The 12,015-nt window shown below is 69.9% G+C and carries 10 protein-coding genes; 4 read left to right on the forward strand and 6 right to left on the reverse strand.

Annotated features, from left to right (window positions below; all coding sequences use genetic code 11):
* Window positions 1-71 precede the first annotated feature (71 nt).
* Entirely contained in the window at window positions 72-1,454 is a 1,383-nt protein-coding gene (locus ACIF8S_RS22195) for an SMI1/KNR4 family protein (RefSeq protein WP_400001118.1), read from the forward strand.
* Between the two features lie 13 nt (window positions 1,455-1,467).
* On the opposite strand, the gene ACIF8S_RS22200 is transcribed toward ACIF8S_RS22195, so the two are convergent.
* Window positions 1,468-2,340, reverse strand: coding sequence for an SGNH/GDSL hydrolase family protein (locus tag ACIF8S_RS22200; protein ID WP_400001119.1), 873 nt, complete (start codon window positions 2,338-2,340; stop codon window positions 1,468-1,470).
* Between the two features lie 261 nt (window positions 2,341-2,601).
* Between ACIF8S_RS22200 and ACIF8S_RS22205 the strand changes: the two genes are divergently transcribed.
* From ACIF8S_RS22205 to secY, 3 genes are all read left to right on the forward strand, one after another.
* Entirely contained in the window at window positions 2,602-3,159 is a 558-nt protein-coding gene (locus ACIF8S_RS22205; protein ID WP_400001121.1) for a TetR family transcriptional regulator, read from the forward strand.
* Window positions 3,160-3,474: 315 nt separating this feature from the next.
* Window positions 3,475-4,074, forward strand: a complete 600-nt coding sequence (locus ACIF8S_RS22210; protein ID WP_400001123.1) for a GPP34 family phosphoprotein — start codon at window positions 3,475-3,477, stop codon at window positions 4,072-4,074.
* 226 nt (window positions 4,075-4,300) lie between these two features.
* The gene (secY, locus tag ACIF8S_RS22215) at window positions 4,301-5,608 is read left to right on the forward strand and encodes a preprotein translocase subunit SecY (protein WP_349796173.1); all 1,308 of its coding nucleotides are present in this window, start codon (window positions 4,301-4,303) and stop codon (window positions 5,606-5,608) included.
* A gap of 8 nt (window positions 5,609-5,616) precedes the next feature.
* Here secY and ACIF8S_RS22220 read toward each other — a convergent pair whose 3' ends face one another.
* Genes ACIF8S_RS22220 through ACIF8S_RS22240 form a run of 5 tightly spaced genes read right to left on the reverse strand, consistent with a single transcriptional unit; the run spans window position 5,617 to window position 11,894 of the window.
* The gene (locus ACIF8S_RS22220; protein ID WP_400001124.1) at window positions 5,617-7,428 is read right to left on the reverse strand and encodes an alpha-galactosidase D; all 1,812 of its coding nucleotides are present in this window, start codon (window positions 7,426-7,428) and stop codon (window positions 5,617-5,619) included.
* A 49-nt stretch (window positions 7,429-7,477) separates the two neighbouring features.
* On the reverse strand, window positions 7,478-8,404 hold the full coding sequence (locus ACIF8S_RS22225; RefSeq protein ID WP_400001126.1) for a carbohydrate ABC transporter permease: 927 nt from the start codon (window positions 8,402-8,404) through the stop codon (window positions 7,478-7,480).
* Entirely contained in the window at window positions 8,401-9,303 is a 903-nt protein-coding gene (locus ACIF8S_RS22230) for a carbohydrate ABC transporter permease (RefSeq protein WP_400001128.1), read from the reverse strand. The genes ACIF8S_RS22225 and ACIF8S_RS22230 overlap by 4 nt, the downstream gene beginning before the upstream one ends.
* A gap of 34 nt (window positions 9,304-9,337) precedes the next feature.
* Window positions 9,338-10,651 (reverse strand): ABC transporter substrate-binding protein, encoded by a 1,314-nt coding sequence (locus ACIF8S_RS22235; protein WP_400001130.1) that lies wholly within the window; start codon window positions 10,649-10,651, stop codon window positions 9,338-9,340.
* Window positions 10,652-10,676: 25 nt separating this feature from the next.
* Window positions 10,677-11,894, reverse strand: coding sequence for an ROK family protein (locus ACIF8S_RS22240; protein WP_400001132.1), 1,218 nt, complete (start codon window positions 11,892-11,894; stop codon window positions 10,677-10,679).
* Window positions 11,895-12,015 lie beyond the last annotated feature (121 nt).

Raw genomic sequence — 12,015 nt, forward strand, 5'->3', positions numbered from 1 at the left:
GCGGCGGACGGTGAGAAGCCAGGGCCGTCGCCGCCGGCTGCCGCGCGGGGCGCCGCACCTAGGGTGGGCGCATGAGCGAGCCGACCTCCGCACCCTCCCTGCAGGCCCTGAACTCCTTCGAGACATGGGCGCCGCTCCTGCGCGCCTGGGCCGACCGGGGCGAGGGCACGGCGCACATCGCGGGAGCCGTGGGGCGCGAGAGCTGGAGTGCGTCGTCAGGGGCCCGCACGCGCGGGCGGGCCACCGACGCGGAAGTGGAGGCGGTGGAGCGTGTGCGCGCTGCCCTGGTGGCAGCCGGCGCGGAATCCGTGACGTTCTCCGCCCACATCGACCCCTCGGGCAGGACCCGCCTGCGGGTACTCGGACCCAGCACCGCGGTGGAGTCCGGGCCGGCTGCCGGGAGGGCGCTGCTGCTGGTCGAGGGCGCTGTCGCCGCGCCGTGGCGGCGACAGCCCACGCGGTTCCCCGACGCGCGGCCCGCCCGGTCGGCCGACCGGGCGGCGCTGGAGCGCTGGTTGCTCGCCAGGCTGCCCGGCGCCATCGGGGCCCGGGACGAGGAGGTCCGCGCGGCCGAAGCGCGCCTGGATCTGACGCTCCCCGACGAACTCGCCTCCCTCTACCGGGTCGTGGGCGGCGTGGGGGAGGGCCGGGGGCAGGACACCTGGTCGGCGAGTGAGGTGTACGACGTCGTCGGCTTCGAGTTGTTCCCGCTGGACGACGTGTACGTGGCGGACAGCGCGTCCCGGCCGGCTCCCTGGAGATACGCGGCCTGCGAGGCACCCGTCACCCTGCCCGACGACGCGGTCCAGGGCCTCGTCGGTTCACCCGGCTGGATCGTGTTCGGTGACAACGGCGGCGGTGACCGGCTCGCGGTCGACCTCACGCCAGGACCCGCCGGTCACACGGGACAGATCGTGCTGCTGAGCCACGAGGGGTTCAGCGGAGCCGAGTTGCTCGCCGACTCGCTCACCGACCTGGTGCGGGGGAAGCGACCGCACAGCCGACGGGGCGGCCGGTCCCGCCGCCGGGGCGAGGGGCCGGCCGTGGCCCACGTCAACGTGGGGCATCTGCGCAGCGTGGAGGCCGCCGCGCACCCCGAGTTGGAGGTCCTCTGCATAGGGGTGTGGGACGACGCGCCGGTCGATCTCACGCCGGTGACCGGACTGCCGCGTCTGCGTACCCTCACCGCCTACCCGGGCACCCTCGCCGACCCCCGGCAGATCGGCGCGCTCGCCGGCCTCGAGTACCTCGAGACCGGACCGGCCGAGTGGCGGACCCTGCTGGACGCGGAGGCCGTCCCCCGCGGCCTGGCGGCGGCCGCCGTCACCACGCACGGTCTGGACGACCACGAACCGCTCGCCGACCTCTCCAACGACATCCTTGCCCTGTGGGGACGACCGCCGATCGTGCGCGTCCTGCTGAACGGTGACCTGAGCCACCCGGCCGGTCGGTGACGGCGAGGCGTCGTCAGCTCAGACCGAGAACGTTCATGGTGTGCTCGGCCATGCGCCGCTCTCCGAGGGCGTTGGGGTGGACGGGCACCACGCTGGTGCCGAAGAGCAGCGGCTCGATCCACCGGGTTCCGCCGGCCTTGCACGCGTCGTGGCCGTCGGAGACCTGGGAGAAGTCCACGTAGGTGGCGCCGGTCTCCTCGCTGGCCCGCCGGACCGCCGCGTTCAGGTGGGCTTGTATGTCACGCAGGTACGGCACGTCACCTTCGGCGACCGGCAGCTTCACGAAGCACGACCGGTCGGCCTCGGCCGGTGTGATCCACGGGTAACCCAGCACGGCCACCCGGGCGTTGGGCGCCTTGGCGCGTACGGCCTGAAGGGCGCTCCTCAGCGCGGGGTAGGTGTTCTTCTCGATCTCGTCGGTGAAGGAGGAGCCGTGCTCGTCCTTGCAGGGGCTGCCCTTGCCGAGGGTGAGCAGACCCGCGCTGCCGCACGCGGTGATGGCGTTGATGAAGGTGCCGTTGTCGTTGCCGCCGATCGTCAGTGTCACCAGGTCGGTGCCCGCGTCGAGCGCGTTCACCTGCGGCGCCACCCCGGGGTACTGCGACGAGGTGAAGTCCTTCGTCTGGGCCGCGCCGCAGGTCACGTCCTTCAGGTGGGCGCCCGTTCGGGACGCGATCACATGGGGGTAGTTCACGGTGGAGCGCAGACACAGGAGGTTGGTCAGATCGACCGGCAGCACGCCCGAACCGGCGCTGTAGCTGTCGCCGAGAGCGACGTACTCCAGCGAGTCGGACGCGTGGGCGGTGCCGCCCGTGAGGCTCAGGGCGAGCGCACCGACGAGCGCGAATGATGTGGCCATGACATTGCGCGGGGCGTGCTTCAGCATGTGATCCCTCTCCTGGGGGCGGAGCTGCGGGTGCGGCGGCCGACAGGGCATGCCGACAGCGAGGAACGGAGCGGTGCGGACGGGAAAAGCGCCTGGCCGAACGGTTACCGGTGGTTCTACCGTCAAGTAATGTGCAGGGCTCCTGAGGCGGAGTCAACATTGTTGACCGAACTTCTTGAAACACTCACGTGACGTCGGGCCGTCCCCGGTGATTGGGTGAACGCGCAGTTGCGAAGCGCGGGGCCGCCTATCCTGACCCGCATGCTGCAGACCGGCTCCAGCGCTTCTACCCGTGACTCCATCCACTCGGCCGCCGCCGAACTCTTCCGGGCCAGGGGCTTCTCCAGGACGACCGTCCGTCAGATCGCGGCCGCCGCCGACACGGACCCCGCACTGGTGATCCGTCACTTCAAGAGCAAGGAGCAGCTGTTCCTGGAGACCATGCATCTGACGCTCGACGACGAACCACTGCTCGACGTGGACCAGGAGCAGTTGGGGCAACGGCTCGTCGAACTCCTCGTCGATCTCAACGGTTCCGCACGGGGTGTCTTCCTCGCCCTCGTGCACGGGAGCAACGAACCGCACATCCACGACCGTCTGCGTGACACGCACGAGCATCTCTTCGTCGCGCCCCTGCGCCGCCGCCTGTCCGGCCCCGACGCCGACGTCCGTGCGCGCATGGCGGCCGCCCTGGCGGGGGGACTGCTGTACGCGCTGTGGGTGGCGGACGACCGGACCCTGCTCCGGATGGACCGCGCGGAACTGGTCTCGCGGTACGGAGCGCTGCTCCAGGAGGTGCTGACGCCGCGCACCCCGTGACGCGGCTTCGCGCCCGCGACCGGACCCGCCGCCTCAGGCAGCCCCAGTCGTCAGGCGTCCATCCCGTCCGGCGTCCGCAGCCCTCGGGCATCCCGTGCAGTTCGGCACCCCGTGCCGTCGGACGGCGTACGGAGTCCTCGGACGGCCCGTGCCCTCACGCGTACGCCGTTCACTCCGTCGGCCCCCGGCGCCCGGCCCCGGCGCGCCGCCAGGGCGCCGATCGGCGCGAGCCGGTGGAGCATGCAGATGCCGGCCAAACCGGCCGTACGACGGCCGCAACCGCCGGCACTGTTCCTCCTCCCTCACGGAGTCGCCATGACCACCGCCCATGATCTGGCGGCCCTCGCTGCCGCTCCCGGCACCGACCCGGCCCCCGACCAGGGGGACCTGTCCCTGGTCCTCGCGGGTGCCGAACTGCTCGACCTGGCCGACGTACGGGCGGTCGTCCTCGGGGCCGACAGGATCACGCCGGTCGTCCCGCCGCACGACGTGGACCCGATGCTGCTGGAAGCCGCGTCCGAGATCACCCGGGAACCCCCGTACGAGACCGTGCAAAGCTGGCTCTGGCGCCGCGGTGCCGGACTGGCCGCACGCTACGGCGCCGCGATGGAACCGGCCGAACCCGACGGGCCGCCACGGTCGCACCGCCGCCCTTTCCGCCGCCCCCGCCCCGTGGTCAGCCCCGTCGTCGTGCGCCACGGCGTCGACCGCCTGCGTGCGGGCGACCCCGTCTTCGTCGGTCTCGCTGCCGCGGCGGGCATGGCGGAGGCGCCCGCGGACGTGTTCGGAGGCCTCGCCGACGACGAGACCGCCGTCCTCGCCGCGATCCATCAGGCCATCACCCAGTTGGCCGCGGAACGGCAACGCAGATCGGCGCAACAAGGAGCCTTCGACACCATCTGGCAGACACCCTGACCGCGACCCCGCCACGAGCCGCGCGGGACCGGCCTCGCCGGACGCGTCCGTAACTCACCCAGAGCCGCAGGACCTGCCGGTCCGAGCCGGTTCGTGCAGCATGGGTCCGAGGAGCCGGTGACCGGCGCCCGCCGGTCCCGCGCGTCGGGCCGACGGCGGACGCGGTGAACCACACGCCTCACCCGAGCCACTGGCCCCGCTGCCGGCCCGCACTGAAGGAAGCCTCGTGCTGAACGCATTCAAGCGTGTGTTCCAAACGCCCGATCTGCGGAAGAAGCTGGCCTTCACGCTCGGCATCATCGTGCTCTTCCGGATCGGGTCGCACGTCCCCATTCCGGGGGTGGACTACAGGGCGGTCCAGAGTTGCGTGGATTCCGTCTCCGATTCGAGCGGCATCCTCGGGCTGGTCAATCTCTTCAGCGGCGGGGCACTTCTGCAGATCACGGTTTTCGCCCTGGGAATCCTGCCCTACATCACGGCGAGCATCATCCTCCAGTTGCTGACGGTGGTCATCCCGCGCCTCGACGCGCTGAAGAAGGAAGGGCCGTCCGGTCAGGCGAAGATCACCCAGTACAGCCGCTACCTCACCCTGGCGCTGGCCGTCCTGCAGGCGACGGGACTCGTCGCGACCGCCCGCAGCGGGGCCCTGTTCCCGAACTGTCCGGCCGCCGCGCAGATCGTGCCGGACGATTCGGTCTTCCGCTCCGCGGTCATGATCCTGACCATCACGTCCGGCACGGCGTGCGTCATGTGGTTCGGAGAGCTCATCACCGAGCGCGGGGTCGGCAACGGCATGTCCATGCTGATCTTTCTGTCGATCGCCTCCACGCTCCCGAGCGCGCTGTGGTCCGTCAAGGAGGAGAGCACACTCGCCGGAGGATGGCTGGCCTTCGGCGTGGTCGTGCTGGTGGGGCTCGTCATGGTCGGCCTGGTCGTCTTCGTGGAGCAGGCCCAGCGTCGCATCCCGGTGCAGTACGCGAAGCGCATGATCGGCCGGAAGTCGTACGGCGGCACGGCCACCTACATCCCGTTGAAGGTGAATCAGGCCGGCGTCGTCCCGGTCATCTTCGCTTCGTCGCTCCTCTACCTTCCCGCGCTGGTCGCACAGTTCGCCGGATCGGGCACCGGGTGGGCGGACTGGATCAACAACAACCTCACCAAGGGCAACCACCCCGTCTACGTGGCGGTCTACTTCGTCCTCATCGTCTTCTTCGCCTTCTTCTACGTGGCGATCACGTTCAATCCGGACGAGGTGGCCGGGAACATCAAACAGGCCGGGGGATTCGTGCCGGGCATTCGGGCAGGAAAGGCCACGGCGCAGTATCTCGGCTATGTTCTCAACCGGCTCACCTGGCCCGGATCGCTCTACCTCGGACTGATCGCTCTGGTGCCGACGGTGGCGCTCGGAAATTTCGGCAGCGCCAATCAGCTCACGGGCACCAGCATCCTGATCATCGTGAGCGTGGGCCTGGAAACCGTCAAACAGATCAGCAGCCAGATCGAACAGCACCGCTACGAGGGTTTCCTGCGCTGAGCGCGGGGCTACTTCTGCACGTCGATCCGGTCGATGTCCGGCGCGTAGCCGTCGCTTCCGCTGTCGATGGTGATCGTGTTCGCTCCGGCCCTCAGCTGCACCGGCACATGGACGCTGTTCACCGTGGACCAGTCACCCGTGGAGGCGAAGGTGTGCGAGGTGGCGCGGCCGCCGTTGGCGGACACCAACGCGGACCGGGCGTCACCGCTGATGTAGGAGATCCTGACCTGGTAGGTGCCTGCCTTGTGCACGACCACGTCGTCGATCGTGAGCTTGCCGCCGCCGTAGAGGTTGCCGGCCTTGCGGCCGCCGGAGCAGACGGAGCAGTCGGCCGTGGCGGCGTTGCCGCTCAGGGTGCCCGCCTCGGCCTCGTGAGCGGTCCACTTGAGGCCGCCGCCGTGCGGGGTCACCGTGAACAGCCGGGAGCCGTGCGCGGGCAGGACCTCGGTGATCCCGTCCCGGTGGGTGCCGAGCTTCTTGCCGTCCCAGACGTCACGTACCGCGGCCTTGCCCTTGAAGCCGAGGGCCGGCCAGTGGGCCGTGACCGGGGCGGGCGCGTCGGCCAGGTTGAACAGCGCCACGGTGTAGGTGCCGTCGGGGTTCTTCGCGGCCCACACCTGCTGCGGGTCGGACGCGGTGACGGGTGCGGCGGGCGGCGCGCCCGACTGGTTGATCGCGATGACCTCGCGGTTGGTGAGCAGCGACAGCCCGTAGGAGTCCAGCCTGGTGAGGTCGTCGCCGGTGTACAGCGGCGACTTGGCGATCGCCCACAGGGTGGCGTAGCTCTGCCGCTCGGCTCTGGTGAGGCCGTCCATCTCGCCGTTGCCGACGTTGAGGGAGTCCAGGTCGTTCCAGCCGCCGGGTCCGGCGTGGGCGGTCCAGGCCGGTGCGTCGGCCCACCGGTCGTCGACCGAGCTCTCCCAGCTGACCAGGGTGTCGCAGTAGCACTCGACGTCGGTGTCGATGCGCCAGCCGTTGGAGTACTTCTTCCAGTCCTCGACGTGTCCGTGGTCGAGGGACCAGGACAGCTCCAGGTGGATCGGACGGCCGGCGGTGGCGATGGCCTTCTGCCAGGCGGCCACGTCGGCGACGTTGTCGTAGTTCTCGCCGCTCTTGAAGGAGCCGGGGCCGACGCCGTCGAGCTTCAGGAAGTCGTAGCCCCAGCCGGCGAACATCCGCGCCTGGGAGTCGACGTACTTCTGGGCGCAGGGGTCGGAGAAGTCGATCTTGTAGGCGCTGTCCCAGCCGTTGGTGGTGCGCAGGTCGGGGTACACGATGTCGGCGGTGGTGCAGCCCTCGGCGTTCCAGACCGGCGTGGTGCCGTCGCCGTAGGCCGCCTTCTCCAGGCCCACGGGGAGGTAGATGCCGGCCTTCAGACCCTTGGAGTGGATGTGGTCGGCGACGGCCTTCATCCCGCCGGGGAAGCGCTCGGGATCCGCCTTCTGCCGGCCGTACGCGTCGTACCGCGGCGTCCACGACCAGTCCATCCACCAGCCGGCGTCGATGTTGACGTACTCGTAGCCGTACGGCTTGAGCTTGGCCGCCATGGCGTCGGCCTGCTTGAGGACGTTCGCCTCGGTGAGGTAGCTGTAGTCGCCCCTGGGGTTGAGTCCCGGGTACTTGGACGACTGCATGGTCCAACTGGTCCAGCCCATGTAGGGCCTGGCCGCCAGGGGAGCGGCAGTCGCCACCGGGGCCGTGACGGTCTGCGGCGTGGCCTGCGCGGCCGGTACGGCCGTGGCCACCGCGGCGCTGAGGGCCAGCACGACGGCGGCTCTCAGCGCGCGTACGGGCAGGGGAGTGTTCGGGGATGACGGCATGGGCCGTGCCTCCTGTTGTCTCGGTGCGGCGAGGGGGTGCGAGGGCGGCTCAGCCCTTGCTCGAGCCGATGGTGAGCCCGCTGATGAACTGGCGCTGGAGCGCGAAGTAGACCAGCAGCGTGGGGATCGCGGTCATGAGGGCGCCGGCCGCGATCAGATTGGGGTTGGTGAAGTAGGCGCCCTGGAGGTTGGCGAGCGCGGAGGTGATGGGCCGCTTGTCACCGGTGTCGACCAGGACGAGGGGCCAGAAGAAGTCGTTGTAGATCCAGATCGACTCCAGCGTGGCCAGTGCGGCGAAGGCCGGCCGGCACAAAGGCAGGACGATCTGGAAGAACTGCCGCCACACGGGGGCGCCGTCGACCTGCGCGGCCTCGGTGATCTCCTTGGGGATCGTCTTCATGTAGTTGCTGAGGACGAAGGTGCAGAACCCGCACTGGTACGCGATGTGGATCGCGATGATGCCCCACAGCGAGTCGTACAGCAGCAGGGAGTCGCTCATCCACCACGGCAGCGGGATCAGCAGGTACAGCCGGTACAACGGGGTGATGAGCACCTGGGCGGGCAGCAGGTTGCCCGCGGTGAAGAGCATCAGCAGGGCGACGTTGAAGCGGAAGCCGAAACGGGAGACGAAGAACGCGACGGCCGCCGAGAACAGCAGCGTGCCGAGCACGGCGGGGACGGTGATGAGGACGGAGTTCCAGAAGAAGTGCGGCATGCCGGACCGGGTCCAGGCGTCCGTGAAGTTGTCCAGGCCGAAGCTGCGCGGCAGGGAGAAGTAGCCGTTGCTCGCGGTGTCCTCGTAGGACCGCAGCGAGGTGTAGACGGCCCACAGCAGCGGCACGAGCCACAGCAGGGCGATCCCGCCCAGCATCAGGTGCCGGCCGACGGCGCGGGGCGGGCGCCCGGGACCGTTCTGCGGCGGCCGGCCGGGTCCGGTCCGGGTGGGGGAGGAGCGCTGTTCGACGGTGGTGGTCACCGGTCCTCCTTCCGGAAGGACTGCACGAGGAAGGTTCCGATCGCCGCGAGCGACACGAGCAGGAGGATCACCGCGAGCGCGGAGCCGTAACCGATGTGTCCGGCCTCGCCGGTGATGTTGTCGGTGATCAGCAGGGAGAGCAGTTCCATGCCGGGTTTGCTGCCGGTGCCGCCGCCGAGGACGTAGACGATGTCGAAGGCGCGCAGGGACTCCATCACCGTGACGACGAGGATGATGATGTTGACCGGCTTGAGCGCCGGGAAGACCACCCTCAGGAAGGTCTGGCGTCCGTTGGCGCCATCGAGGGCGGCGGCCTCCCGCAGGGCGGGGTCGACGCTCTTCAGCCCGGCCAGGTAGAGGATCATGATGTAGCCGGTGTGCCGCCAGCCCGAGGCGACGAGGACGGCCCACAGGTTGAGGTCGGGGTCGCCGAGCCAGTCGATGTGGTGACCGGCCCCGACGGCCCCGAGGACGCTGTTGAGCAGGCCGGTGTCGGGGTTGTAGACGATCTCCCAGATGAAGCCGACCACGGCGAGGGACAGCACCATCGGAAGGAAGATCGCGGTCTGGTAGACGCGGGTGAAGCGGATCTTCTTGTCGAGCTGGTACGCGAGGAAGATGCCGAAGGGGGTCGGGAGCAGCGCCGTGAACAGCAGCCAGATCACGTTGTGCCGCGCGGCCGGCCAGAACGGCGGATAGTTGGTGAAGATCTGCGTGTAGTTCTCGACGCCGGTCCCGTGGATGCCGGACAGGTCGATGCCGTCCCAGGTGGTGAACGACAGGGCGATCGAGGCGAAGGCGGGGAACCAGACGAGGACGAGCAGGGCGAGCAGGGGCAGTCCGACGACGAGCGTCAGGAAAAGTCGGTCGCCGCGGCTGAGCCGCCCGGGAGAGGTCACGGAGGACACGGTGCGCAGGCCTTTCCGGTCCCGGTCAGGCGGTGAAGAAGCGTGAGCGCTGGGACTCGATCTTCTTGAGGACGGAGGAGCCGTCGTCGGGGTGGCCGAGCCACTCCACGAGCCCGGGCAGGACGACGGTGCCGATGAAGCCGGGGTCGCTGTCCCGGTCGGCGAACTGACTGATGTGCCTGGCGGAGTTGACGAGCGCGGCCGACTTGGTCTGCAGGGCGTTGTACGCGCTGGTGTCGGCCTGCTCGTTGGCGGCCAGGTTGCTCGGGTCGACGCCCATGTACAGCTCCTCGGCCCGGGCGCCGCCCAGGAACTCGAGGAACTTCTTCGCCGCGTCCGCGTTCTTCGGTTTCCGGCTCAGCATGAAGCCGTCGGTGGGTGCCTCCACGGCGTCCTGGCCGTGGGCGCCGTCGATCTCGGGGAAGGCGAAGAAGTCGATGTCGGCGCGTATCGCCTCGTCGGTGATCTGCTGGCCGACGAACAGGCCGATGACCGCCATGCCGGACTTCTTGTCGATGAGCGACTGCGCGGCGTCCTGCCAGGGGCGGCCCGCGCCGCCGGACTGGTAGTACGGCGTCAGCTCGCGCCACAGGCCGAGGACGCGCAGCGCCCGCCGGTCGGTCCAGGAGACCTCACCGCGCATCAGCTGCATGTGGAAGTCGTAGCCGTTGGCGCGCAGGTCGAGGTAGTCGAAGGCGCCCAGGACGGACCAACTGTCTCCGCCGCCGTAGCCGGAGGAGACGGGGGAGAGGCCGTCGTTCTTCATCCGCTTGGCCAGCGCGATGAACTCGTCCCAGGTGTGCGGGACTTCGTATCCGCGCTCCCGGAAGAGGCTCTTACGGTAGAAGACCGCCCAGGGATAGTTGTAGAGCGGGACGAAGTAGTACTTGCCGTCGTGGCCGCGCGACAGCTGCTTGGCGGCGTCGCTGAAGCCGGCGCCGATGACGTCCCAGACGTCGTCGACCGGGCTCGCGAGGCCCTTCTTGGCGAAGTACTGCATGCGGTAGCCGGCGAACCACGTGAAGACGTCGTCCGGGGTGCCCTGGAGGTAGCTGGTGATGCTGTTCTGGAAGGTGTCGTGGTCCACCGTGTTGGTCTTCACCGTCAGGCCGGAGTCCTGGGAGAAGGCCTTGGTGACGGCCTCGTAGGCCTTCTTCGGTGTGGCGTCGGCGCCGTTCGAGCCGAACGTGACCGTCTTCGGGTCGGCCCCCGGGCCGCCGCCGCAGGCGGAGAGGACGGGCGCGGCCAGGGCGGCCGCGGACAGGCCGAACAGCCCGCCGACCACGCTGCGCCGACCGGGGCCCCGCCCGGCCAGGGGAACGCTGCTGTGCTGCGTCATGGCTCGCTCCTCGTGCTCGTGCGTGCTAGGCACGCGCGGCAGCGCCGTGGGAGCGCTGCCGGTGGATGTCGGATCTGATGAAGCTCTGGATGGCGGTGGCCGCCGCTCCGCGCGCCCACTCCTCGAACGGCAGCGCACGGGTCCGCACGTCGCACCGTGCGGCCGAACCGAACGCGTACGCGGCGAAGGCGCCCCGGATCTGGTCGGCGAAGAGGTCGTACGCCGCCAGCCCCTCCCCGGAGATGATCACCCGCTGGGGTCCGAACAGGTTGGCCACGGTGGCGATTCCGCGGCCGATCGCCTCACCCGCGGCGGCGTAGACCTCCCGTGCTCCCGGAAGCCCCCGGCGTGCGAGGTCCACGGCGTGGGCGGCGTCGGTGACCGCGACCCCGGTCGTCCCGGTGATGCGGTCGACGATGGCCTGATCGGCCGCGATCGCCTCCACGCACCCCCGGTTGCCGCACCGGCACACCGGCCCTGCCGGATCGATGGCGATGTGGCCGATCTCGCCGGCCACCCCGTGCGCCCCGGCCACCACCTTCCCGTGCACGACGAGTCCGCAGCCGATGCCCGCGCCGACGGTGACCAGCGCGAAGTCGGACAGCCCCACGCCGGCGCCGAACCACTGCTCGGCGACGGTCAGGGCACGCACGTCGTTCTCCACGGTGACCGGCAAGCCGGAGACGGCGCGCGCGAGTTCACCGAGGGCCACGTCACGCCACCCCAGGAACGGCGAGTAGCGGACGGTGCCTTCGACACGGTCCACGTCACCGGAGACGGCGAGACCGAGACCGAGCACCGGCACACCGAAACCCTCGGCCTCGGTGCGCAACTCCCGCACGAGCTCGGCGATGCGGGCGAGCACCGACCGCGGGTCCGGGTCCGTCAGCGGCAGATGCCGGGCCACACGGATCCGGCAGCACAGGTCGGTCAGGACGCCGATGAGTTCGTCACCGGTCGCCTTGATCCCGACGAACAGCGCCCGCCCCGGGTCGACCCGTACCGGGTTGGCCGGCCGTCCCAGGGCCCGGCGGGCGTCGACGGCGTCCTCCGCGAGATACCCGGCGGCGATCAGCGGGCGCACCGCCTTGGTCACCGCCGCCGCGGACAGACCGGTGCGTTCGGCCACCTCGGAACGGGTCAGGGGACCGTGCGAGAGCACCGTGGTGAAGATGTCCGCGACGGCCGGAGTCTGTGCCGGGAAGGCCTCGGGAGGAGACGTCGAAGGTGAAGTCGACTGCATGGCCGGGAACTTAGGGGCATTATTTTCCGCTGTCAATGAAAGAAACAGGAGCTTGTGAAACCTAGGTGTGCCGCGTCCGGCCCGCATGAACCGACTGCCGTGCGCGCTGCGTTGGCATCTG

Source organism: Streptomyces sp. NPDC085937, from assembly GCF_044540535.1.
Classification (GTDB): domain Bacteria; phylum Actinomycetota; class Actinomycetes; order Streptomycetales; family Streptomycetaceae; genus Streptomyces.

Coding starts and splice junctions, on each gene's coding strand:
- ACIF8S_RS22210 (WP_400001123.1), top strand. CDS start 3,475: ATGACCACCGCCCATGATCTGGCGGCCCTCGCTGCCGCTCCCGGCACC.
- ACIF8S_RS22220 (WP_400001124.1), bottom strand. CDS start 7,428: ATGCCGTCATCCCCGAACACTCCCCTGCCCGTACGCGCGCTGAGAGCC.
- ACIF8S_RS22205 (WP_400001121.1), top strand. CDS start 2,602: ATGCTGCAGACCGGCTCCAGCGCTTCTACCCGTGACTCCATCCACTCG.
- ACIF8S_RS22200 (WP_400001119.1), bottom strand. CDS start 2,340: ATGCTGAAGCACGCCCCGCGCAATGTCATGGCCACATCATTCGCGCTC.
- ACIF8S_RS22195 (WP_400001118.1), top strand. CDS start 72: ATGAGCGAGCCGACCTCCGCACCCTCCCTGCAGGCCCTGAACTCCTTC.
- ACIF8S_RS22240 (WP_400001132.1), bottom strand. CDS start 11,894: ATGCAGTCGACTTCACCTTCGACGTCTCCTCCCGAGGCCTTCCCGGCA.
- ACIF8S_RS22235 (WP_400001130.1), bottom strand. CDS start 10,651: ATGACGCAGCACAGCAGCGTTCCCCTGGCCGGGCGGGGCCCCGGTCGG.